Source organism: Pseudomonas sp. P7758 (assembly GCF_013386485.1).
Lineage (GTDB): Bacteria > Pseudomonadota > Gammaproteobacteria > Pseudomonadales > Pseudomonadaceae > Aquipseudomonas.
The window spans coordinates 60,498-83,416 of sequence record NZ_JACARS010000066.1; the positions used below are offsets into that span (position 1 = coordinate 60,498).

Sequence of the window (22,919 nt, forward strand, 5' to 3'; positions counted from 1 at the left end):
CTCAGTAGAACGCTGCTGAAGGCAGATGCCGGCGACGGCGACGCAACAGGAAAATACCCCCCGCAATCAGGCACAGTATCAGCGGTACAGGCACGATATTGAGCAGCTTCACTTTGCGTTCCAGGGCGTGAACCTCGGCGTATGACTGGACCTTCAGCGCGTGAATTTCCATGGGGATTCGCAACCGCTCCTTGTTGAGCGCTTGCAGCAGTGTGTTGGAGGTTGCAGCCTGAGGGCCCGGGGAAATTGTCGGGGGGTTGAGCAGTTGCCATTCCTTTTCCGTTTGTTCCAGGCGTTGCGCCAGTTCGGCGGACTTCTCACCGTAGGCCAGTGCCGCGTCTTCGCGCATTGCCTGCAGCACCTGCAGTGATCGAGAACCGCCTGCGCGGGGGCGAATGTTCATCAGTGCATCGGGCGCCGCCAGGTTGTCCAGGGTGTTCAATACAAACATCGCGTTATCTGACAACGGGCCACCCGCCGCGCGATGCTTCTGGAGCATTCCAGACACACGATCGCTGAGCAGGTCAGTGTCGGCGACCACGACCACATGGATGTTCGCAGCCTTTTGCAAGCCGGTGTTACGCCCACTGATGCCGTCAGGAAAGGCGGAATAGGCGGGCCCTTCGACGCGGGCGGCGATCACTTGTTGTTGAGCGCGAGTGGCTGTTTCATTGATCAGTGAATTGAGCTGCGCTGGCAGGGCGAAGCGCTCTGCCTCAAACAGCGCGGCGTGCGCGGAGCTTTGCAGCAACGGGGTGAAGGTCATGCGGCTTCTCTTGGCAGGGGCCAGGGCGCCGCTGCTCAAGACGTTGACGTTGTGAAGTTTCCAGGCGCTGATGTCATCCTGTGCCATCGCCTGGCGGGGCAAGGTCAGTGCCGCGGGATGGCGCACAGGCGGCTGGCCTGTGGTCAGGATCACCGAAGTGGCATAGTCGCGATCGGCAATCACCTTGTTCGCGGGCATCTGGATGCCCCAGGCGGACAGCAATGCTTCCAGCTTGGGGTTTTCCGGGGCCGTGACGCTGGTGTCCAGCCCGACAAGCGGGTCGATAAACATCATCAACTTGCCTGCGCCCAATACAAACTGGTCTATTGCGTAGAGGGTTTGGTCAGGCAGGTTGCCGGGATGAATCACCATCAGGGTTTTGACGTGTTCAGGAATTTGCGCGATACCCGGCTCCAGGCTCACCACGTTGAACTGGCGACGGATCTCCTGCAACACCTGCCAGGGAGGCGTATTAACGCCGTTGCGTTCATCTCGCTCACCGTTTATTGGCAGCCGGGAGATCACGCCCATGACGGGTTGCTCGGGGTGGATCACCTTATGAATCAAATGGCTGATTTCATACTCCAGCAGTGACTCCCGGTCCGGGCTGAATGACGGGATGCTATGGGGCGCATGGCCCGCGCTGGTACCCACCAGGCCGAAGAATCCGTGTTGTTCGTCAAGTCCCAGTAACCTGGCTTTGTATTCATCTTCAGAAAAAGGGGTGGGGTCGATGAGGTGCAGGTTGATTTTGCCCTTTGCCGCTTTTTCATATTCCTTGAGCAACAGCTCTACCCGTTTAGCGTAGCTTTCAACGGCGTTGGCTTTGTGTGCACGGTTGCCTGAATTGAAGAAGTACAGATCCACCGGTCTTTCCAGTGAACCGAGCATAGTCTGTACAGGATCGGAAAGTGTATGGATGTTCTGTTCCGAAAAATCCAGCCGTGGATTTGGAAGTTTCAGTGCCCAGACCAGGTTAAAAGCGAGAAACAGTAACAGGAGCGTGATAATTGTGAGGCTGGCACTTAGTCGCGTTTTCATCGTGATGTGTCCCTCTCAACCGTTTCTTACATTCAGGACAATGACCGTCGCGCCAAGAAAGGCGATGATCATACTGATGAAGTACAAACTGTCTTGAAGAGCCAGTACCCCTTGGTCAATGGCGTCAAAACGCGCAGACGGGCTCAGGGAAAGAAGGCGGTCAATCAGCCATACCGGAACTTGATGTTCAATCGCATCAAGAATGGATGACAGGCCACTGGCGGTCAGCAGCAAGCACAGGGTTACGGTGAATATAATCGCGCGATGGTGTGTCAGTGCGCAGATAAAACAGCCCACGGATAGATAACATCCGGCCAATACCCAACTTCCCAGGTATTGTGACGCAATGACTGTATTGTCCGGATTGCCAAAATAGTTGACGGTGATAACTATCGGGAAGGTCAACAGCAGGGCCACGCCAGAAACAATCCAGGCCGCCAGAAACTTTCCGACCACTATCTCGAAACGTGTGACAGGCAGGGTTTTCAGGAACTCCATGGAACCGGTGGTGGGCTCGTCGGCCCAAAGCCGAGTGCATAGGACAGGTGTCAACAGTAAGTAGAGCCAGGGGTGCAACTGGAAGAAGCCCTGCAAGTCGGCACTGCCGACTTCCAGTAACCGGGTTGCATGGAAGCCAAATACAGCAGCGGCGGTCAGGAAAACCGCAGTGCTCAGGTAAGTGAGGGGAGCCGAAAGATAACTGACCAGTTGACGCTTGAATATGACCGGGAGAAGTTTCAAATCGATGCCTCCTGGCTCATATGGTGCACAACGTCATCCAGGCGCCCGGCTTCCAGGTTCAGGGCATTGAGCTTCCAGCGACGCTGGGTGACCAGTGCATTGATGTGGGGGTAGATGATTTGCCCCGGCAGGGCGAGTACGGTCACTGTGCCGGGAGTCTCGCGGTCTTCCTCGATGCCGGCGACCCCGGGCAATACCGCCAGGGCCAACAGGTCCAGCGGTGTGTCGGCTGCAAGGGTGACCGCCTGGTGATGACGGGAGCTGCGCTGCAGTTCGGGCACCGAAGTGTCTGCCACCAATCGGCCGTCGGCTATCACCAGTGCGCGGGTACAAATACCGGTCAGTTCTTCCGGCGCACGGGACGCGACAATGACCGTCATCTCGTCGCTGAGCGACTTGATGAGCATTCTGACTTTGTGTTTCTGGTCGGCATTCAGACCTTCTGTTGGCTCATCGAGCAACAGCAGGCTGGGGTCATGCAGGATTGCCTGGGCGATGGCTACCTTGCGTTTCAACCCGTCCGTGAGGGTTTCCACCGGGCTTTTGAGTATCCGCCACAACTCAAGCCGTGCAACTGCCCGGTCAATCATCTTGCGTTTTTCCGCGCCGCGGAATCCGCGTATTTCGGCAATGAAACCGAGAAAGGCCTTTACACTCATTGCACCATGGCTCAAGAGTCGCTCTGGCTGGTAGCCGGTGACTTTCTTTGCCTGGAATGCGTTCAGGGCGATATCGTTACCGAATATTTTTATATGGCCTGAAGAGGGTGTAGTCGAGCCTGAGATCATTTTGATAATAGTTGTTTTTCCCGCACCATCATTTCCAAACAGCCCGAGGCATTCCTGGGGTTGGGCGTTGAATGAGAAGTCATGAATAATGTTTTTTCCGCCCATGGTTTTTGTCAGGCTCGTTATCTCGATCATTATGCTTTTCTACTGAATGGATATGGCAAGGCTGGATTAACCTGGGTGAACAGCAGGTTGTGAATGTTCGAAATTCAATGCTTGAAATCTTTTTATGTTGAAGCTTTTCCGGTGTCGCACTGTTAAAAAATGGTACGTTCAATAAACGCTCTTGGAAATGCTGAGGGGGCTGAATAAGATAAGTCCTACATGCCAGACTATGACTCGCTGAAACAATTGTTTTGGTTTTGATGATTTAATTACAGTCGTTGTTTATTTGGTGTTTATTTAAAGTTTATGCCAATTTGAAATGGAGCCTGATGTCATGCTGCTTCTACGTACCCTTGTTCTTGAACAGTCCGGGCATGATGCACCGGTCAATGGTGCACTGCTTTGTGGTTTTGCGGTGGCGCAGATCTCTTCAAACTTTCTTGCCTACAGTCTGGATGAAGAAACAGAGCCCGGTAGTTCACGGGTGTACATCGCAGCGTTGCGCAAAAAGTCCGAACGTTACTTTCTGGGGGCGATAGACTCCAAGGAAGACCTGCAAATAGCGACCCATGTCTTCAAGCAAATCCTGACGCTCGCGGCTGCTCCCGGGGCAAAATCTGCAAGCAGCGGCGAAACTCAGATTCCCTTTCATTTTGTTGATTTGAAAGGCTGCAAATTGCCCCCGGCCAGGCCTGAAGATCATCACTCGTTGACGATCAAGAAATCCCTGGTGATGAAGGTGATTACCCTGGGAACGTCGGCGCCCGGTTTGCCCGCCATTGAAAGCAACACGTTGATCGTGCCGTCGATTCGTTTCTCCTCAAGAATGGTGTCTGCTCCCAGGTCCCCCGATCCTTCAGAGCCTGCGCGGTCATTGCCCGAGCCGGTGACGCAGGCGCCCGAGGCTGAGCTCGAGATATCCGAGCCGCTCGTTGAGGCGCCACTACAGGCACCGATCGAGGCGCCTGCTGTCGCTGCGCCAGTGCCGGCGCCCATAGTCCAACAACCTGAACCGGTCCCCCAGGCGCCGCCGCCCATGCCTGCCCGGAATGAGTCAGCCTCGTTGTTTGAAGTGGACGATACGCTGGCCAATCTTTCCCGATTGTCACAGGAGCTGACGCAGCAAAAGCTCAGCGTGCTCAAGCAGGAAGAAGCGCTTGATCAGTTGCGTCTCGAACTGCGCCAGGAAAAGGCTGACCTTGAGCAGGAGAGTCAGCGGAGTGCCGACAGGATTGCCGAAAAGGAAACGTCCCTGGAACAGTTGGCCCGCACGCTGGCCCTCCGGGAAGAGCATCTGGCTGGCAGCTCGGCGCTGAACCAGACAGAGCAGCGTCGAATGGACGAGCGTGCGCGCTACCTGGAGAGCCAGGAAGCCCAGTTGCATGACCGTGACCTTGCGGTGCGCCTCAAGGAGCAACAGCTGACGGCTGCGCTGTTCCAGTTGCCTGTCCTGCGGGACAACCTGAGGGTTACGCTTCAATCCCTGGATGAGTCACTTGCATGGCTTGGCGAGAACGGGCGCGGCCAGCCTGAATGCGGCCCGACCCAGACGGAGGCTGACTGATACGCGTCGTTGCCGGAATCCGCCGGTGGGTCTGGCTACTTTCCCGAGTTCATTTATCATCGACCCCCACAGCCGACATCGGGCGTTAAATGCGTTGTGCCTGATGCGGCAGCGGGTCTGAAAAATGCAAACTTCCAGGGGATGTAGAGCTTTTGAGCACCAAGCTGATTACCAAAGAAGGTCATGAGGCCCTGAAAAAGGAGCTTGATTACCTGTGGCGAGAAAAGCGCCCTGATACCACCCGCAAAGTGACGTGGGCGGCCTCCCTGGGGGACAGGAGCGAAAACGCCGACTACCAGTACAACAAGAAGCTGCTGCGGGAAATTGATCGTCGGGTGCGTTATTTACGCAAGCGCCTGGAAGACATGCGCGTGGTCGAGTACATGCCCGAGCAGGAAGGGAAGGTGTTTTTCGGCGCCTGGGTGGAGATTGAAAACGAACAGGGCGAGACCAAGCGGTTTCGCATCGTGGGGTACGACGAGATCTATGAACGTATGGACTACATCTCCATCGACTCACCCATGGCCCGGGCACTGTTGCGCAAGGAAGTGGATGACGAGGCGCTCGTGCAGACCCCGAGTGGCGAAGTGTGCTGGTGGATCACCGCTATCGAATATGTGAAGTGACAACGGATGGCCCGTACGCATGAGCGCGTGCGGGCCATTTGCGTTTTCAGCCCTCGCGCAGCACCGTCAACGGGCTGGCATTCAGTGCGCGGCGGGTGCCGAACACGCCGGCACCGCCGATCAGCACGGCGCCGATCACCGGCAGCAGCAATAGCCACGGATGCGGGTGCCAGGTCAGGTCGAACGCGTAGCGGTACAGCACCAGTGTCACCAGTTCAGTGCCCAGCGCTGCCAACAGCCCGCTGACTGCGCCCAACAACCCGAACTCGATACGCCGGGCCTTGACCAGCAACTTGCGCTCAGCCCCCAGCGCCCGCAGAAGGGCGCCCTGGCGAATCCGCTCATCGAGGGTTGCCTGGAGCCCGGAGAACAACACGGCCATCCCCGCCGCCAGGACAAACAACAGCACGTACTCCACCGCCAGGGTGACCTGGGCCAGGATGCTGCGCAGTTGTTCCAGCAATGCCTCCACCTGCAGGATGGTCACCGCCGGGAAGGCCCGGGACAGGTCGACGATCTGTTGGTCATGGCCGGGTGCGAGGTAGAAGCTGGTCAGGTAGGTGGCCGGCAGGTCCTTCAGGGTGCCGGGCTGGAAGATCATGAAGAAGTTGGGCTGGAAGTTGTCCCAGTTGATTTCCCGCAGGCTGGTGACCCGCGCTTCACGGTTTTCCCCGCCGACGGTAAACACCAGGTGATCGTTGAGCTTGAGTTTCAGGCTGTCGGCGACCTTGGCCTCCACCGAGACGCCTGGAATCTCGTCGGTCGGTTGCGCCGTCCACCAGGAGCCCGCCGTCAGCTTGTTGCCCGGTGGCAGGTCGGCGGCCCAGGTCAGGCTCAAGTCTCGCTGTACTGCACGATCGCCGCTGGAGTCCTTGCTGACAATCTCCTGCACTGGCGCGCCATTGATGCTGATCAGTCGTCCCGGTACCACCGGATACAACGGAGCCGATTGCGCCTGTAATTCCAGCAGGCGTGCGCCGAAGGTGTCTTTGTCGGCGGGCAGGATGTTCAGGGCGAAATAGTTGGGGGCGTCCTTGGGCAACTGGTTCTGCCAGGTATCCAGCAATTCGCCGCGCAACAACGCGATCAAGCCCATGGATAACAGGATCAGCCCGAACGCCAGTGACTGCCCCGCGGCCGCCAGGGGATGACGCAGCAACTGGCCCAGCCCCAGGCGCCAGGGCAAGGAGGCCCGGGCAAGCAGGCGTCGCAGGCTTTGCAGCAACAGGAGCAGCAGGCCGCCGAGAACCAGCGCGGCAATCACGCCGCCGCCCAGCAGGGCGAAGGTCAGCACCAGGTCGAGGCTCAAGCGCCACATGATCAGGCCCAGGGCGAAGAGTGCGGCGCCGTAGACCATCCAGGTGCTGGAAGGGATTGGCAGCAAGTCGCGGCGCAATACCCGCAGTGGCGGCACCCGCCCCAGGGCGGCCAGCGGCGGTAGGGCGAAACCGGCGAGGGCTACCAGCCCGGTGCCAATCCCGGCAACGGCCGGCAGCAGCCCGCCGGGTGGAACGTCCGCCGGCAGCAGGTCATGCAACAGCGCAAACAGGCCCAATTGCGCCAGCCAGCCGAGCAGGGCGCCGGTCAGGCTGGCCAGCAACCCCAGCACGGCCAATTGCAGGCTGAACAGCAACATGGTTTCGCGTCGCGACAACCCGAGGCAGCGCAGCAAGGCGCTGGCATCAAAGCGTCGGCTGGCGAAGCGATTGGCCGAGAGCGCCACGGCCACGCCGGAGAGCAGCACCGCCACCAGGCTGGCCATGTTCAAGTAACGTTCGGCCTTGCCCAGCGCGCCGCCGATCTGCTGGTTGCCGTCGCGCGCATCCTGCAGCCGCTGGTTGGCAGCCAGGCCGGGCTTGACCAGGTCGCGATAGGTTTGCAGCACGGTGCCGCCTTGTGGCGCGCGCCACAGGTCGCGATAACTCACGCGACTGCCGGGCTGCACCACGCCGGTGGCGTCAAGGTCGGCCAGGTTGATCATCACCCTGGGCGTCAGGCTATAGAAGTTGCCGGCGCGATCCGGCTCATAGGTCAGCACGCGGGAAAGGCGCAGGGTCTTCATGCCGACGTCGATGCTGTCGCCGATTTTCAGGTTCAGTGCCGTCAACAGCCGTGCTTCCACCCAGGCTTCACCGGGTTTGGGGCCACCTCCGGCAGTTTCTTCGGCGAAGGGTTCGGCGGCGCTCTTCAGCTCGCCGCGCAACGGATACGCCTCGTTGACCGCCTTGATGCTGGACAGCTGGATGCCAGCGTCAGTGGCAATCACGCTGGAGAATTCCACCACCCTGGCGTGCTGCAGGCCCAGCTCGGTGCCACTCTGGATTTGCTCGGTGCGGGCGGGTGAACTGCCTTCCAGCACCAGGTCGGCCGCCAGGAACTCGGTGGCGCGCAACATCATCGCGCCGTTCAGGCGGGCACCGAAGTAACCGATGGCGGTGCTGGCGGCCACGGCCACCAGCAGGGCGAAGAACAGTACACGCAGTTCGCCGGCGCGGGCATCGCGCAGCAACTGGCGAAGGGCAAGGCTGAACAGGCGCAACAAGGGCAAGCGTGCCATCAAGGCTCCAGTGGCGCGACCATCAGGCCGGCTTCAAGACGGATCAGGCGACGGCAACGGTGGGCCAGGCGCTCGTCATGGGTCACCAGCACCAGGGTCGTGCCGCTCTCTTTGTTGAGTTCGAACAGCAGGTCGCTGATGCGCTCGCCGGTATGGCTGTCGAGGTTGCCGGTGGGTTCATCGGCAAACAGCACGTCCGGTTCGGCAGCAAACGCCCGGGCAATCGCTACCCGTTGCTGCTCACCCCCCGAGAGTTGGCGCGGCGAGTGGGTGAGACGCTGGCCCAGGCCGACACGCTCCAGCAGGTGTTTGGCGCGCTCGCGGGCGTCCTTGCGGCCGTCCAGCTCCAGGGGCAGCATCACGTTTTCCAGCGCGTTGAGGCTGTCGAGCAACTGGAAGGACTGGAACACAAACCCCACGTGCTCGGCGCGGATGCGTGCACGCTGGTCTTCGTCGAGGGTACTCAGGGCCTGGCCGGCGAGGGTGACTTCGCCACTGCTGGGCAGGTCGAGGCCGGCCAGCAGGCCGAGGAGGGTGGATTTGCCGGAACCGGAGGCGCCGACGATAGCCAGGCTATCGCCCTTGTTCAGTTCCAGGCTCAGTTCGTGCAGGATAGTCAGTTCACCTTCCGCGCTGGGAACCACTTTGCTAAGGTTTCGCGCGGTGAGAATGCTTGCGCCCATGGAGAATCCAATGCGAATGTGGTTTTTGAGTGCTGGCCTGGCCTTGATGTGCATGGCCCAGAACGCAGCGGCGGGTACAGTCCTGATCGTTGGCGATAGTATCAGTGCCGGTTTCGGGCTGGATACCAGCAAAGGGTGGGTAGCGTTGTTGGGACAACGGCTCAAGAGCGAAGGTTTCGACGATAAAGTGGTCAACGCCTCTATCAGCGGCGACACCAGTGCCGGAGGCCGGGCGCGGCTGCCGGCGGCGCTTGCAGAGCATAAGCCGGACCTGGTTATCATTGAGCTGGGCGGCAATGACGGCCTGCGCGGGCAGCCACCCGAGCAATTGAAACAAAATCTTGCATCGATGATTGAACAGTCCAAGGCCAGCGGTGCCAAGGTGCTGCTGCTGGGCATGCAGTTGCCGCCTAATTACGGGCCGAAATACACCACCGCGTTTGCTAATGTCTACCCGGCCCTGGCCAAGGAAAAAAGCGTCCCGCTGGTGCCGTTTTTCCTTGAAGGCGTCGGTGGTCATCCGGACCTGATGCAGGCTGACCAATTGCACCCGGCGGTTGGCGCGCAGGGCAAGTTGCTGGAAAATGTCTGGCCAACGCTAAAACCACTGCTATGACGCTTTTCTAGCAGCGGTCTTTCGGCTAAGGTGGCGCCCCCCCGATTTGGAGCCCCCGATGTCGCGTCCTGCCTGGTCACTGTTTGCCTACCAACTGATCGAGCCTGACGAACAGCTGGATCTGTTCGCCTGCCAGGAAGTCCGGGTGCATCTGGTGACGCGTCAATTGGAGTTGGGCGGGTCCATCGACCGCACCCTCTGCGGCACGTTGTTGCCTGCCCAGCCGCGCTGGTCATCGGTGGATCGCTCGATCTTCCAGGACCAGCGTTTGTGCCCCCTGTGCCGGGCGATCCTCGAGTCGCAAAAACGCGGCACACCGCCGATCTGGCCAGAGCTGCGCTTCGAGCTTTGAATATGGGTGCCCGCCGGGCAGCCGTGTACAATCCATTTTCTACTACCCGTCGATCTGCGAAGGAATTCCCGGATGTTGTCGCGCCTTTCCGCCGTCACCTGCTGCCTGTCTCTCGCTGCGCTCTGCGCGGCCGGTTCTGCTGCAGCCTTGCAGTTGCCTTTGCCGCCACCGGGTGAAGATATCGTTGGCCAGGTCCAGGTGATCAAGGCCAAGTACGAAGATACCTTCGCGGACCTCGGCACCACCTACGACCTGGGTTATTCGGAGATGGTCGCGGCCAACCCGGGCGTGGATGCCTGGCTGCCGGGAGCGGGTACCGAGATCGTGTTGCCGACGCGCTTCATCCTGCCGCCCGGCCCGCGTGAAGGCATCGTGATCAACCTGGCGGAGTACCGGCTCTACTACTACCCCAAGGGCCAGAACGTGGTGTACACGTTCCCGTTGGGGATTGGTCGTGAAGGCTGGGGCTCGCCAGTGGCCCACACCACCATCACGGGCAAGATCCCGAACCCGACCTGGACCCCGCCAGCCTCGATCAAGGCAGAACACGCCGCCAATGGCGACCCGTTGCCCAACGTCGTGCCGGCGGGCCCGGACAACCCGCTGGGGCCGTTCAAGTTCACCCTCGGCACGCCGGGCTACCTGATCCACGGTTCCAACATGAAGTTCGGCATCGGTACCCGTACCAGCCACGGTTGCTTCCGCATGTTCAACAACAACGTGCTGGAAATGGCCGACATGGTGCCGGTGGGCACGTCGGTGCGGATTATCAACGACGCCTACAAGTTCGGCGCGGCCGGGGGCAAGGTCTACCTGGAAGCCCATACGCCGCTGAACGACGATGGCACCCCATCGGTCGTCGACAAGCACACCGCCGTCATCAACGCCTTGCTCAAGCGTGAAGACCTGTCCAGCAACCTGCGGGTCAACTGGGACCAGGTGCGTGACGTGGTTGCGGCTGAAGACGGTTTGCCGACGGAAATCGGTGTACCCGGCGGGGCGCCGATGGTGTCGAGTACGCCGGTCGATCTGCAGCAGTAAGCCTGCACGATCCATAACCCGTTATCGCCTCGCGCGGTGACGGGTTTTTTATTGTCTGGAATCCAGCCAAATCACAGGCAAAAAAAAGCCGATCCAAGAATGGATCGGCTTGATAACAACCCCGGAGGATTATTACTTGCGGCTTGCTTTTTCAAGCATGCGCAGAGCGCGCTCGTTAGCTTCGTCAGCAGTCTGTTGTGCTTTTTGAGCAGCAGCCAGAGCTTCATCAGCTTTACGGTAGGCTTCGTCTGCACGAGCCTGGGAGCGTGCTGCTGCGTCTTCAGTTGCAGTCAGACGAGCTTCGGTTTCTTTGGAGACGCTGCTGCAACCGGTAGCCAGAACTGCGGCCAGAGCCAGAGCAGAGAATTTCAGAACGTTGTTCATCGTGTTCCCCTTCAAGGACTTTCTATTAAATGGCTACTTTCTCAGAGTGAGCTAATAGCCGGCGTACATACTACCCATTACTTGTAGTAAGTAAACTGACGTAGCGCAAGAAGCAAAAAAAATTCTCGCGTCCAATCTATTTTGGCTAATCTTTCGAGAGTCTGTATAAAAAATATGCAGATTTTTGCACTCGGCCGAGGATTGGATCCAGCCTGAAAGGGCCGGCTGGCATGTGTTAAGCCATGTAAACATAAGTCATTTTATATATCGTCCCTGACACTATTGTTCAGATTGTCTTTTCGCCATTCGGTATCTTTTGTGCATGTTGAGGTGACTTTAAGAGCGCGTGTTCGTCTCAAGCTTCAACTGCCGGCAATGTTCAGGCCATCGACGTAAGGAATCTCGATTGGCCCTTTCTATGTCCGCCAGCGCAACGGAAGACGAGCGCGTCTTGAGCAATTGTGCGATTGGCGCCTACTATTTCCCTGTGCTGGTTGTGAGCGCTAGTGCAAGGCACTGGCCGCTTTTCTCGTTGTCGAAACCGGCACCGGGTGGCGTAGATGTTCCTTCGCCGGAAAAACATCGGTAAGGTAGGGGTCAGAAACCAAGACCCGCGAGGAGTAGTGATGAGCGAGGCGTTGTCCATCCACCATGACCAGGCTGGTCATCAGTTCGAGACCAATGTGGACGGTCATCGTGCCTATCTGACCTATATGGATCTCGGGAAGCAGACCCTGGATATCTATCGCACCTTCGTGCCCAACGCATTGCGCGGCCGTGGCATTGCTGCCGCGCTGACCGAGGAAGCGTTGAAGTTCGCCGAAGAGGCAGGTTATACGGTGATCCCGTCCTGCTCCTACGTTGAGCGCTACATGGAGCGCCACCAGCGCCATGCCGCGAAGCTTTGAGCATTGAGTAGGGCGGGATGCAGGGCATCCCAGGATGCATTCCCACGCAGAGCGGGGGAACGATCAAAAAAAACGCCGGGTTTAGCCCGGCGTTTTTGTGTCCGCAGTCTGTGCTCAGCCGCGCTGGCGCTTGGGCAACACGTCCTTGAGCTTGGCGTGCATGCTGCGCAAGGTGGTCTCGGTGGCAGACCAGTCGATGCACGCATCGGTGATCGACACGCCGTATTGCAGGTCGGCCAGGTCCTTTGGAATCGCCTGGCAGCCCCAGTTCAGGTGGCTTTCGACCATCAGGCCGATGATCGACTGGTTGCCTTCCAGAATCTGGTTGGCCACGTTCTCCATCACCAGCGGTTGCAGGGCCGGGTCCTTGTTGGAGTTGGCGTGGCTGCAATCGACCATGATGTTCGGCTTGATCTTCGCCTTGTTCAGCGCCTGTTCGCACAGGGCCACGCTGACCGAATCATAGTTGGGCTTGCCATTGCCGCCACGCAGTACCACGTGACCGTAGGCGTTGCCCTTGGTGGTGACGATGGACACGCCACCTTCCTGGTTGATGCCCAGGAAGCGGTGCGGGCTGGAGACCGACTGCAGGGCGTTGATCGCCACGGTCAGGCCGCCATCGGTACCGTTCTTGAAACCCACGGCCGAGGACAGGCCGGAAGCCATTTCGCGGTGAGTCTGGGATTCGGTGGTGCGTGCACCAATTGCCGACCAGCTGATCAGGTCTTGCAGGTACTGCGGGGAAATCGGGTCCAGGGCTTCGGTTGCCGTCGGCAGGCCCATTTCCGCCAGGTCCAGCAGCAATTGACGACCGATGTGCAGGCCGTCCTGGATCTTGAACGAGTCGTCCAGGTACGGGTCGTTGATCAAGCCTTTCCAGCCGACGGTGGTACGCGGCTTCTCGAAATAGACACGCATCACCAGGTACAAGGTGTCGGACACTTCCGCCGCCAGCACCTTCAGGCGCTCGGCGTATTCGTGGGCAGCCTTGAGGTCATGGATTGAGCACGGCCCGATGACCACGAACAGGCGGTGGTCGGTGCCGTCGAGAATCTCACGGATGACTTCGCGGCCCTTGGTGACGGTCTGCAGGGCAGCGTCGCTCAGGGGGATTTCGCGCTTGAGCTGATCGGGCGTGATCAGGGTCTCGTTGGATTCGACGTTAAGGTCGTTGATCGGTAAATCAGCCATCGTGTTACTCGTCAGGGTCACGGGTGCCGGCCGCCAGCGATCCCCGTGCGGCGGAGCACAGCATGATTTAAGTGCAGCGGGGAGCGGAACCTTAGCGCGTTACAAGGCTGCGAGACAATGGGCAACGTCCGCTTTAATCCAGCGCTGGCAGCACAAAAGCCTCATGGGAGAACTCGCCGGCATGGCGCGTGACCCATTCCCGGGCCAGCGCTTCGCTCTGTCCGGGTGTGGGCTCGACGCCTTCGTGGAGGCGGCAGTACCGTTCGATCTGGCACACTTGCTCACCCATCCGCGCACCGAACAAGGCCTGCTCATCGGTAAAGGCAATGTCGACGCGGTAGCCGTTTTCGGCCTTGCGGCACCATGCCACATAGCCCGGATAGCGGGCCGTCTGGCCCAGTGAGGGGATGTGCAACTCGATGGCCGCGCCCTGGCGCCAGGCGCGCGGGCAATTGCATGCGACGCCGCCCAGGCCGATAGTGTGCAGCCGTTGGCGGGAAATGCCGGAAATGGGGCGTTGGGTTATTTCGACAGCGACATCATCAGGGTGAGGAAAGAAACGACCCATGCACACGGACTCCGAGCACCGTCCAGTTGACGGCGGTGGCAGCAGTATAGTGAAAGAACTGCAACTTACCGACCTGGATATCGACCAGCAATTACTGGGGCTTCCCGGCACGTCGCTGGTGGTGTTTACCGGTGACGGCTGCTCGCGTTGCCGCTTCCTGCACCAGCAACTGCCGGGGTGGGACTTGCCGGTGGACCGGGTGTGCTGGGTAGATGCGGGTCACAATGGCGGGGCAGTGGAGCGCTACGAGATCTTTCACCTGCCAGCGTTGTTTGTGGTGTGTAACGGGAAATTCCATGGAATATTAGCGTCACTGACGCGTCTGACCGCCAGCGACCTGACTCAAGGTGTGCAGCAGGCGCTCAAACGAATACCAGAGGAGTTGCCATGACCGAAGTAACAAAACAGTCGCCACGGATCGGGATCATCGGCACCGGGGCCATTGGTGGCTACTACGGTGTGATGCTCGCGCGCGCCGGCTTCGATGTGCATTTCCTGCTGCGCAGCGAGTACGCGGCGGTCAGCGAGCGCGGCCTGCAACTCAACAGCACGATCCACGGAACCGTGCACCTTCACCCGGTACAGGCTTATGCCCGCGCCGCCGACATGCCGCCGTGCGACTGGCTGCTGGTGGGCACCAAATCGACCGGGAATGTCGAACTGGCCCCGACCATCGCTCAAGTTGCCGCCCCGGACGCCAGGATAATCCTGTTGCAAAATGGCCTCGACGTAGAGGACAGCCTGCGTGAACACCTGCCGCCGTCGCTGCACCTGCTGGGTGGCCTGTGCTACATCGGCGTGCACCGTTCCGGTCCCGGGATCGTCGAGCATCAGGCGCTGGGCCGGGTCAACCTGGGTTACCACAGTGGCCCCGCGGCCAACGATGACAGCGGTCGGCAAGCCATCGTCGAGGAAGGCGCCGCGCTGTTTCACCAGGCCGGTATCGACTCCCAGGCCATGGCCAATGTGCACCAGGCGCGCTGGCATAAACTGGTGTGGAACGTGCCTTACAACGGCCTCTCGGTATTGTTCGGCACGGGCACCACGGCGATGATGGCGGATGAGTCCAGCCGCGAACTGATCCAGGCGCTGATGGCCGAAGTGGTGCAGGGCGCCCACGCCTGCGGGCATGAGATTCCCGCCAGTTACGCCGGGCAGATGTTCACCATGACCGAGAGCATGGATGACTACTTGCCCAGCATGTATCACGATTACGTGCACAAGCGCCCGCTGGAACTGGCGGCGATCTACGCGCGCCCCTTGGCCGCGGCCAACGCGGCGGGTTGTGAATTGCCACGCATGCAGGCGCTGTATCAGGCCTTGAGTTTTATGGATCGGCATAACCGCTGATTGGGGGGAACACCATGGCGAAGGGATTGGGCGACAAACTGGTGCTGGCGATTTCCTCGCGAGCGCTGTTCGACCTGAGCGAGAGCCACAAGGTCTACCTGGCCCAAGGCGTCGAGGCGTACCGCAAGTACCAGATCGACCACGAGGAAGAAACCCTCGAGCCCGGTGACGCCTTCCCGCTGGTGAAGAAACTCCTGAGCCTCAACGCCAGCCTCGGCCGCGCCCGGGTCGAGGTGGTGCTGGTGTCGCGCAACAGTGCCGACACCGGCTTGCGTGTATTCAATTCGATCCAGCATTACGGGCTCGACATCTCCCGCGCGGCGTTTGTCGGCGGGCGCAGCCCTTATCCTTATCTGGCGGCGTTTGGCTGCCACTTGTTTCTGTCCACCCATGCCGAGGATGTGCGCAGCGCCCTGGATGCCGGGTTTGCCGCAGCGACGATTCTGTCGGGCGGCGCAGGTCGGGCCTCCAGTGCTGAATTGCGGATCGCCTTCGATGGCGACGCGGTGCTGTTTTCCGACGAGTCCGAGCGCGTTTATCAGTCGGGCGGCCTTGAAGCCTTCCAGGCCAGCGAGCGCGAATCCGCCCGCGAGCCGTTGCGCGGCGGCCCATTCAAGGGCTTCCTGGCGGCACTCAACCTGTTGCAGCGCGAGTTCCCCGACGAGTCCTGCCCCATCCGCACTGCGCTGGTGACCGCCCGTTCGGCGCCTTCCCACGAGCGGGTGATTCGCACGCTGCGCGAGTGGGATATCCGTCTCGACGAGTCGCTGTTTCTTGGTGGCCTGGAGAAGTCGGCGTTCCTCGAAGCCTTCGCCGCCGATGTGTTTTTCGATGACCAGGAAGGGCATTGCGAGAAGGCCCGGGAGTTCGTGGCCACCGGTCACGTCCCCCATGGCATCAGTAACGAGTTGAAAATTCAGACCGAGGGCTGAGCACTGCCAAAGGCGCTGCTAAGCTGAATCAATCCCCGCCATCCTGGCTGCCCAGGAGGTTCTATGATTCGTTCGATGCTGTACGCCACTGACCTCGGTCTGTATGCCCCCTATGTGATGCAACATGCCCTGGCGCTGGCGCGAACGTTCAAGGCTGATCTGTATGTGATTCACGTGGTCGAGCCCATCGGGCTGTTCGCCGAATCGGTGTTGCAGAGCTACCTTGATGAGAAGGCCTTGAGTGAATGGCAAAGCCAGGGCCTGACGACGGTGATGGCGACCATCGAGCAACGGGTGCTCGACAGTTTTCGCGAGGAGCTGGGGGACGGGGAGCAGGACCTCAAGTTGATCCGTTCGGTGCGGGTGATCCAGGGTGATCCTTGTGAAGTGATTCTCGACCAGTCGCAGAAACTCTCTGTGGATTTGTTGATCGTAGGTAGTCACAGCCAGGCGGTCGGGGTGGCAACACCTCTGGGGAGAACCGCCGCACGGGTGCTGCAGCTGTCCCAGGTGCCGGTGTACCTGGTGCCGCTGTTGCAGCGTCGACGCAGTGACGACGTGTGATTGGTAGAAAACGATAAAAAGTTCTAGATTTATCCGTCTAACCTTTAATATAGTTATATACCGTCGCTGATACCCGTGGCGTCTATCCGCTTTGAGGGACACATATGAAGCTTCAACAACTGCGCTACATCTGGGAAGTGGCGCACCACGACCTCAACGTTTCCGCTACTGCTCAAAGCCTTTACACCTCGCAACCCGGTATCAGCAAGCAGATCCGCCTGCTCGAAGATGAGTTGGGCGTTGAAGTGTTCGCACGCAGCGGCAAGCACCTGACCCGTGTCACCCCGGCCGGTGAGCGCATCATCACCACCGCCGGCGAGATCCTGCGCAAGGTCGAAAGCATCAAGCAGATCGCCCAGGAATTCTCCAACGAGAAAAAGGGCACCCTGTCGATCGCCACCACCCACACCCAGGCGCGTTATGCGCTGCCGCCGGTGATCAGCAGCTTTATCAAGCAGTACCCGGACGTGGCCTTGCACATGCACCAGGGCTCGCCGATGCAGATCGCCGAGATGGCCGCCGACGGCACCGTCGATTTCGCGATTGCCACCGAAGCGCTGGAATTGTTCGGCGACCTGGTGATGATGCCGTGCTACCGCTGGAACCGTTGCGTCGTGGTCCCACAAGGCCACCCATTGGCCAAGCTGCCGAAGCTGACCCTGGAAGCCCTGGCTGAATACCCGATCGTGACTTACGTGTTCGGTTTCACCGGCCGTTCGAAACTCGACGAAGCCTTCAGCCATCGCGGCCTGACGCCGAAAGTGGTGTTCACCGCGGCTGACGCCGACGTCATCAAGACTTATGTGCGCCTGGGCCTGGGTGTCGGTATCGTCGCCAAGATGGCGGTCGACACCAAGCTCGACAACGACCTGGTGGTGCTCGATGCCAGCGAGCTGTTCGAGTCCAGCGTGACCAAGATCGGCTTCCGTCGTGGCACCTTCCTGCGTGGTTTCATGTGCGACTTCATTGAAAAATTCGCGCCGCACCTGACGCGCGAAGTGATGGCCAAGGCCATCCAGTGCCACAACAAGCAGGAACTGGAAGAGCTGTTCGACGGCGTAGAACTACCGGTTCACTGATCGGCTTACTTCACCTCGGTAACAGCAAACTGTTGCCGAGCGCCCCCCACCAGAATCTCCACCTCATCCCCTTCGAACTTGCCCAACAGGCTTTTGCCCAAGGGCGAGCGTGGGGTGATGACGGTCACCGGTTGCCCCACCACATCGACCTTCAAGCCTGCGCCGTCCGGCGCCAGGAATAGCCACTGCTGGCGATCGTTTTCATCTGCCAACCCCAGTAATGCGCCCACTTCGATGCCGCGCTGGTCATCGTAGGCCCGCAGTTGCATGTTCTGGCAGAGCGTCAGCGCCTGCCGGATCTCCTCGACGCGTCGGGCCTGGCCGGCTGCCAGGTAAGAAGCCTCCAGGCCCAGGGTGTCGTACTTGTTCTCGGCGATGTTTTCTTCGTGGGTCGCGGTTTCGTACGCGGTTTGCGCGGCGCGCTGGGCGATATCGAGATCGACCGCGAGCTTGTCCAAAACCAACTGGTGAACGGCGTGTTTATTCATGGGCGGCTTTCGTGATCAATCGCAAAATTGCAGGACGTTGGCCCGGCTCTTGTCGTTGGGGGCGTTCTGGTCCTGTTGCAGCCAGAACTGGCATTTGGGGTTGGACAGGTTGCGCGGGTTGTTGCGGGCCTGGTCCAGGGTTTGCTGTTGCTCCTGCTTGCGCAGGTTCTCCTGGTACTGCTCGAACATCCGGTTCGGCGGCTCCGGTGCAACCACCTCCGGCTTGCCCAGTTGCTGCACCACTCGGGCCACCGGCGCCACGGTTTGCTCGGGCAGGTAGCGGGAAGCCAGCCACACGCTCAGCACAATGGCGATAAACCCCAGCCACAGGCCGAAGGCCACAGCGATACTGAGCTTGAACAGCGAGAACGAACGATCAGACATGGTGGCCTCCTGGCAGGCACGTGCGGCATGGCGCCGATTGTCCCACAGCCGCGCGCAGAATAATCGCGATCAACCCTTCTGTATCGAGGCATTTATACGGACAATCGAGCCTTTGAGCGTTGGAGCCCGGAATGAAAGCCCGCTGGGATATTTTTTGCAGCGTCGTCGATAACTACGGCGACATCGGCGTGACCTGGCGCCTGGCCCGGCAATTGGTGGCGGAACAAGGGTGTGCGGTGCGCTTGTGGGTCGATGACCTGCGGGCGTTCGAACGCATGTGCCCCGAGATTGATGTGCAGGTGCACCAGCAATGGCAAGAGGGCGTCGACGTGCGCTACTGGCCCTCCGACTGGCCGGCGACCGACGCGGCAGACGTGGTGATCGCTGCGTTCGCCTGTCAATTGCCGCCTGACTACATGGAGGCGATGGCCGCACGCGACCGCACGCCGCTGTGGATGAACCTGGATTACCTGAGCGCCGAAGACTGGGTGGTCGGCTGCCACGGTTTGCCCTCGGTGAAATTCAAGGGCGTGCAAAAGTACTTCTTCTTTCCCGGATTCCGTCCCGGCACCGGCGGCTTATTGCGTGAGGCGGGGCTGCTGGAACAGCGCGATGCCTTCCAGCAAGACGCCGCCGCCCGGCAGCAGTTTCTGCAGGCGCTTGGGGTTTTCCCGGTGGACGGTGCGCGGATGATGTCGTTGTTCGCCTATGAAAACGCCGGGCTGGCCAGTTGGCTCGACGTGCTGGCGGCCGATGGGCGCGCCACTCATCTGCTGGTGCCGGAAGGGCGGATCCTCGGAGATGTGCAGGGCTGGCTGGGGGTCGAGTCATTGGAAGTAGGTGATGTGCACCGGCGCGACGGGTTGACCGTGCAAGTGCTGCCGTTTGTGCGCCAAGAGCAATACGACCGACTGTTGTGGTGCTGCGACTTCAACGCCGTGCGCGGCGAAGACTCGTTCGTGCGGGCGCAATGGGCCGGGCGGCCACTGTTGTGGCATATCTATCGCCAGGACGAAGACATTCACCTGGACAAGCTCGATGCGTTCCTTGAGCTGTATACCGAAGGTCTGTCTCCGGCTGCGAAAGTCGCGTTGGTCGGCCTTTGGCAGGCCTGGAACGCTGATGGCGATATGGCACTTTGCTGGAAAATGCTGCTGGAACACTGGCCGGAAGTGACCGCGAACGCCGAGAAATGGGCTCTGGAACAAGGCTCGCGGACCGATCTTGCGACGGCGCTGGTACAGTTTTATGTAAATTGGATATGATACGCGACCTTGATTTTTGTAAATCCCATCCAAATTTCGGATATTCGCAATGAAAACTGGTAAAGAACTGAAACCCGGTACAGTGATCCGTCTCGAAAACGACCCTTGGCTGGTTCAGAAAGCTGAGTTCACCAAGTCTGGTCGTAACAGCGCAATCATGAAGACCAAGCTGAAGAACCTGCTGACCGGTTACAAGACCGAGATCGTCTACAGCGCCGATGACAAACTGGACGACGTGATCCTCGACCGCAAAGAAGCGACCCTGTCCTTCATCAGCGGCGACACCTACACGTTCATGGACACCACCGACTACACCATGTACGAGCTGAACGCTGAAGACATCGAAGCCGTTCTGCCGTTCGTGGAAGAAGGCATGGAAGACGTCTGCGAAGCTATCTTCTTCGAAGACCGTCTGGTTTCCGTAGAGCTGCCGACCACTATCGTGCGTAAGGTTGCCTACACCGAAGGTTCCGCTCGCGGCGACACTTCGGGCAAGGTGATGAAGCCTGCCAAGCTGGCTAACGGTACCGAACTGCAAGTAGCCGATTTCATCGAAATCGACGACCTGATCGAGATCGACACCCGTGAAGGTGGTTCGTACAAAGGTCGCGCCAAGAAGTAATTCTTGCGCCACCGATACGATAAAAAAAGCCCGACCATGCGTCGGGCTTTTTTGTGGGTGCCGGTTTTTACTTCAGGTGTTGCTTCAGCTCCTCGGACGCCTGCAGCAGCGCCGAACGAACCTCCGGTACCTGGCTGACGACATTCAGCAAACCGTAGTCATGGATCATGCCGTTGTAGCGCACGGCGGTCACCGGTACACCGGCTTCATCCAGCTTGCGGGCATAGGCTTCGCCTTCGTCACGCAGCACGTCCGAGCCTGCGGTCTGAATCAACGCAGGTGGCAAACCCTTGAGCTGCGCGGTGCTTGCCCGCAGGGGCGACGCATAGATCTCGGCGCGCTGGTTGGTGTCGGTGGTGTAGTTGTCCCAGAACCACTTCATCATGTTGCGGGTCAGGAAGTGGCCTTCGGCAAACTGGTTGTAGGACCCGGTGTCGAAGTTGGCGTCGGTCACCGGCCACAACAGCAGTTGGAACTTGATTGACGGAGTGCCCCTGTCCTTGGCCATCAGGCTGACCACCGCTGCCATGTTGCCGCCGACGCTGTTGCCGGCGACGGCCAGGCGTTTGCCATCGACGTTGATCTCGCTGCCGTGTTCGGCCACCCACTTGGTTGCCCCGTACGCCTGGTTGATCGCCACAGGGTAGTGCGCTTCAGGTGATGGCGTGTAGTTGACGAACACCGCCGCCGCTCCGGACCCCACCACCAGGTCACGCACCAGGCGCTCGTGGGTCGGGAAATCCCCGAGTACCCAGCCACCGCCGTGGAAGAACATGAACACCGGCAATGTGCCCTTGACCCCGGCCGGACGCACGATGGTCAGGCTCAGCGGCTGGCCATCGACCTGAATGGTCTTCTGGCTCACGTCGGCCTTGGGCAGCGTCAGTTTCACGCCTGACTGTGCGCCTGTCAGCACCGCACGGGCTTCCCTGGGCGTCAGTTGCTCCATCGGTTTGCCGGTGCCGGCGTTCAGTACATCGAGAAACGCCTGGGTGTTGTGTTCCACGTCACCGCTGGCCGCAAAGGCATTGGTGATCGAGAAGGCGAGCAGGGTGCCGGTGAGTACTTTGCCAAATGTGTTCATGTTCTTCTCCAAAAAACCGCGTGGGTCAGACGGTTACGTGCAGGCGTACATCGACGTTGCCACGGGTGGCGTTGGAGTAAGGGCAGACCTGGTGCGCAGCGTCGACCAGGCTTTGCGCGTCGTCCTGGGCCAGGCCGGGCAAGCTGACGTGCAGGTCGATGTCCAGGCCGAAACCGCCGGGGATTTGACCGATGCCGACGTGGGCAGTGATCGAAGCGTCATCCGGGATTTTGCGTTTGGTCTGGCTGGCGACGAATTTCAGGGCACCGATGAAGCAGGCGGAGTAACCGGCGGCGAACAGTTGTTCCGGGTTGGTGGCCTGGCCACCCGCGCCGCCCAGTTCTTTTGGCGTGGAGAGTTTTACATCGAGGATGTTGTCGCTGGAAACAGCACGACCATCACGGCCGCCGGTGGCGGTGGCTACTGCGGTGTAGAGAGCTTGCATGGTGATTTCCTCGTCAGTGTTTGCGCTAAATGTTTGCGCGCTAAGTAAGTGGCGAGGTGAATGTATCGCGCTAATAGTTAGTGCGCAAGATATATTTGGAAAATATTTTGTGTGCTTTGATAGCCAGGCATTGCACAAACAAATGTGGGAGCGGGCTTGCTCGCGAATGCGGTGTGACAGTCACTAGATGCATTGACTGATCCACCGCATTCGCGAGCAAGCCCGCTCCCACATTTTTGATGCGTGGTGCCTTTAGAGGGAGACTTGCAGGTTTTTTCGCAGTGCCAGTAAATCGCCCTGCAGCTTGCGCAACTGCTCGATGTCCAGCCCGCTGGCGCCCAGGATGCACTGTGGAATATTTATGGCTTTGTCCCGCAGGGCGCGCCCGGCCTCGGTCAATTCAACCACCACCACGCGCTCGTCTTCGCGGCTGCGGGTGCGGCTGAGCAGGCCTTCGGCTTCCAGGCGCTTGAGCAGTGGCGTCAGGGAGCCGGGATCCGTCAGCAGGCGATTGCTGATTTCGCCTACGGTCAAGCCATCCTCTTCCCAGAGCACCATCATGGCCAGGTACTGCGGATAGGTCAGGCCGAGGGCTTGCAGCAGGGGTTTGTAGACCTTGGTCATCAACAACGAGGTGGAATGCAGGGCAAAACACAGTTGGTTGTCGAGCAGCAAGGATTCGCAGGTATCGAGGGGCTTGGTCATGGCAGTGCCTTAAAACGTGTCTGGTTTCGAATCTAGCGGGCAAATCTTTAACGCGCCAGACAATTCTGTC

At 59.7% G+C, this 22,919-nt stretch carries 26 protein-coding genes; 13 read left to right on the forward strand and 13 right to left on the reverse strand.

Translation table 11 applies throughout. From position 1 onward, the window contains the following. Position 1 precedes the first annotated feature (1 nt). The 3 genes from HX873_RS14400 to HX873_RS14410 are packed head-to-tail and all read right to left on the reverse strand — an operon-like array spanning position 2 to position 3,471. Positions 2–1,807, reverse strand: a complete 1,806-nt coding sequence (locus HX873_RS14400; RefSeq protein WP_177122834.1) for a Gldg family protein — start codon at positions 1,805–1,807, stop codon at positions 2–4. A gap of 15 nt (positions 1,808–1,822) precedes the next feature. Beyond that, positions 1,823–2,548: an ABC transporter permease gene (locus tag HX873_RS14405; RefSeq protein WP_003218734.1), complete on the reverse strand. Its 726-nt coding sequence runs from the start codon at positions 2,546–2,548 to the stop codon at positions 1,823–1,825. Then, entirely contained in the window at positions 2,545–3,471 is a 927-nt protein-coding gene (locus HX873_RS14410) for an ABC transporter ATP-binding protein (RefSeq protein ID WP_023659064.1), read from the reverse strand. The genes HX873_RS14405 and HX873_RS14410 overlap by 4 nt, the downstream gene beginning before the upstream one ends. A gap of 304 nt (positions 3,472–3,775) precedes the next feature. Between HX873_RS14410 and HX873_RS14415 the strand changes: the two genes are divergently transcribed. Both HX873_RS14415 and greB read left to right on the forward strand, forming a co-directional pair. After that, positions 3,776–5,005, forward strand: coding sequence for a hypothetical protein (locus tag HX873_RS14415; RefSeq protein ID WP_177068725.1), 1,230 nt, complete (start codon positions 3,776–3,778; stop codon positions 5,003–5,005). 152 nt (positions 5,006–5,157) lie between these two features. Next, positions 5,158–5,631: a transcription elongation factor GreB gene (greB, locus tag HX873_RS14420; RefSeq protein ID WP_008437752.1), complete on the forward strand. Its 474-nt coding sequence runs from the start codon at positions 5,158–5,160 to the stop codon at positions 5,629–5,631. A gap of 46 nt (positions 5,632–5,677) precedes the next feature. Here the strand turns inward: greB and HX873_RS14425 are convergent, their stop codons facing one another. Then, positions 5,678–8,188: an ABC transporter permease gene (locus HX873_RS14425; RefSeq protein WP_102605077.1), complete on the reverse strand. Its 2,511-nt coding sequence runs from the start codon at positions 8,186–8,188 to the stop codon at positions 5,678–5,680. Then, on the reverse strand, positions 8,188–8,871 hold the full coding sequence (locus HX873_RS14430; protein WP_003218726.1) for an ABC transporter ATP-binding protein: 684 nt from the start codon (positions 8,869–8,871) through the stop codon (positions 8,188–8,190). Before HX873_RS14430 ends, HX873_RS14425 begins: the two co-directional genes overlap by 1 nt. A 10-nt stretch (positions 8,872–8,881) precedes the next feature. Here HX873_RS14430 and HX873_RS14435 point away from each other — a divergent pair, with 10 nt between their 5' ends. From HX873_RS14435 to HX873_RS14445, 3 genes are all read left to right on the forward strand, one after another. Next, positions 8,882–9,487 (forward strand): arylesterase, encoded by a 606-nt coding sequence (locus HX873_RS14435; protein WP_003218725.1) that lies wholly within the window; start codon positions 8,882–8,884, stop codon positions 9,485–9,487. 58 nt (positions 9,488–9,545) lie between these two features. Beyond that, positions 9,546–9,839, forward strand: coding sequence for a hypothetical protein (locus HX873_RS14440; protein WP_003218723.1), 294 nt, complete (start codon positions 9,546–9,548; stop codon positions 9,837–9,839). Between the two features lie 72 nt (positions 9,840–9,911). After that, on the forward strand, positions 9,912–10,880 hold the full coding sequence (locus HX873_RS14445; RefSeq protein ID WP_003218721.1) for a L,D-transpeptidase family protein: 969 nt from the start codon (positions 9,912–9,914) through the stop codon (positions 10,878–10,880). A gap of 132 nt (positions 10,881–11,012) precedes the next feature. Here the strand turns inward: HX873_RS14445 and oprI are convergent, their stop codons facing one another. Further along, positions 11,013–11,264 carry an outer membrane lipoprotei OprI gene (gene oprI / locus HX873_RS14450; protein WP_003172710.1) on the reverse strand — a complete coding sequence of 84 codons (252 nt, stop codon included), beginning with the start codon at positions 11,262–11,264 and terminating at the stop codon, positions 11,013–11,015. 626 nt (positions 11,265–11,890) lie between these two features. On the opposite strand from oprI, the gene HX873_RS14455 reads away from it, so the two are divergent. Next, positions 11,891–12,172: a GNAT family N-acetyltransferase gene (locus HX873_RS14455; protein WP_003189869.1), complete on the forward strand. Its 282-nt coding sequence runs from the start codon at positions 11,891–11,893 to the stop codon at positions 12,170–12,172. A 114-nt stretch (positions 12,173–12,286) separates the two neighbouring features. On the opposite strand, the gene HX873_RS14460 is transcribed toward HX873_RS14455, so the two are convergent. Together HX873_RS14460 and HX873_RS14465 are read right to left on the reverse strand one after the other, a co-directional pair. Further along, positions 12,287–13,363 (reverse strand): 3-deoxy-7-phosphoheptulonate synthase, encoded by a 1,077-nt coding sequence (locus HX873_RS14460; protein ID WP_003218719.1) that lies wholly within the window; start codon positions 13,361–13,363, stop codon positions 12,287–12,289. Positions 13,364–13,496: 133 nt separating this feature from the next. After that, positions 13,497–13,931: a PilZ domain-containing protein gene (locus tag HX873_RS14465; protein WP_003218717.1), complete on the reverse strand. Its 435-nt coding sequence runs from the start codon at positions 13,929–13,931 to the stop codon at positions 13,497–13,499. Between HX873_RS14465 and HX873_RS14470 the strand changes: the two genes are divergently transcribed. The 5 genes from HX873_RS14470 to cysB all read left to right on the forward strand — a co-directional run bounded on the left by HX873_RS14470 (position 13,930) and on the right by cysB (position 17,856). Further along, a complete protein-coding gene (locus HX873_RS14470) occupies positions 13,930–14,322 on the forward strand; it encodes a thioredoxin (RefSeq protein WP_102605075.1) in 393 nt (130 codons plus the stop codon). The two genes, HX873_RS14465 and HX873_RS14470, sit on opposite strands and share 2 nt — an antisense overlap. Continuing rightward, a complete protein-coding gene (locus HX873_RS14475) occupies positions 14,319–15,281 on the forward strand; it encodes a putative 2-dehydropantoate 2-reductase (protein ID WP_008437763.1) in 963 nt (320 codons plus the stop codon). Before HX873_RS14470 ends, HX873_RS14475 begins: the two co-directional genes overlap by 4 nt. A gap of 14 nt (positions 15,282–15,295) precedes the next feature. Beyond that, a complete protein-coding gene (locus tag HX873_RS14480) occupies positions 15,296–16,213 on the forward strand; it encodes a 5'-nucleotidase (protein WP_003218711.1) in 918 nt (305 codons plus the stop codon). 63 nt (positions 16,214–16,276) lie between these two features. Then, positions 16,277–16,777, forward strand: coding sequence for a universal stress protein (locus HX873_RS14485; RefSeq protein ID WP_003218709.1), 501 nt, complete (start codon positions 16,277–16,279; stop codon positions 16,775–16,777). A 104-nt stretch (positions 16,778–16,881) separates the two neighbouring features. Next, a complete protein-coding gene (gene cysB / locus HX873_RS14490) occupies positions 16,882–17,856 on the forward strand; it encodes an HTH-type transcriptional regulator CysB (protein WP_003218707.1) in 975 nt (324 codons plus the stop codon). Between the two features lie 5 nt (positions 17,857–17,861). On the opposite strand, the gene HX873_RS14495 is transcribed toward cysB, so the two are convergent. Together HX873_RS14495 and HX873_RS14500 are read right to left on the reverse strand one after the other, a co-directional pair. Continuing rightward, the gene (locus HX873_RS14495) at positions 17,862–18,344 is read right to left on the reverse strand and encodes a GreA/GreB family elongation factor (RefSeq protein ID WP_003218705.1); all 483 of its coding nucleotides are present in this window, start codon (positions 18,342–18,344) and stop codon (positions 17,862–17,864) included. Between the two features lie 15 nt (positions 18,345–18,359). After that, a complete protein-coding gene (locus HX873_RS14500) occupies positions 18,360–18,728 on the reverse strand; it encodes a hypothetical protein (protein ID WP_003218702.1) in 369 nt (122 codons plus the stop codon). Between the two features lie 131 nt (positions 18,729–18,859). Here HX873_RS14500 and earP point away from each other — a divergent pair, with 131 nt between their 5' ends. After that, complete coding sequence (earP, locus tag HX873_RS14505; protein ID WP_003218700.1) at positions 18,860–19,993, forward strand: elongation factor P maturation arginine rhamnosyltransferase EarP; 1,134 nt, start codon at positions 18,860–18,862, stop codon at positions 19,991–19,993. A gap of 49 nt (positions 19,994–20,042) precedes the next feature. Next, positions 20,043–20,615, forward strand: coding sequence for an elongation factor P (locus HX873_RS14510; protein WP_003218698.1), 573 nt, complete (start codon positions 20,043–20,045; stop codon positions 20,613–20,615). A gap of 67 nt (positions 20,616–20,682) precedes the next feature. On the opposite strand, the gene HX873_RS14515 is transcribed toward HX873_RS14510, so the two are convergent. The 3 genes from HX873_RS14515 to HX873_RS14525 all read right to left on the reverse strand — a co-directional run bounded on the left by HX873_RS14515 (position 20,683) and on the right by HX873_RS14525 (position 22,849). After that, the gene (locus HX873_RS14515) at positions 20,683–21,699 is read right to left on the reverse strand and encodes an alpha/beta hydrolase (protein WP_102368442.1); all 1,017 of its coding nucleotides are present in this window, start codon (positions 21,697–21,699) and stop codon (positions 20,683–20,685) included. 25 nt (positions 21,700–21,724) lie between these two features. Continuing rightward, positions 21,725–22,144, reverse strand: coding sequence for an organic hydroperoxide resistance protein (locus tag HX873_RS14520; RefSeq protein WP_003218695.1), 420 nt, complete (start codon positions 22,142–22,144; stop codon positions 21,725–21,727). Positions 22,145–22,396: 252 nt separating this feature from the next. After that, a complete protein-coding gene (locus HX873_RS14525; RefSeq protein WP_177122835.1) occupies positions 22,397–22,849 on the reverse strand; it encodes a MarR family winged helix-turn-helix transcriptional regulator in 453 nt (150 codons plus the stop codon). Positions 22,850–22,919: the final 70 nt, after the last annotated feature.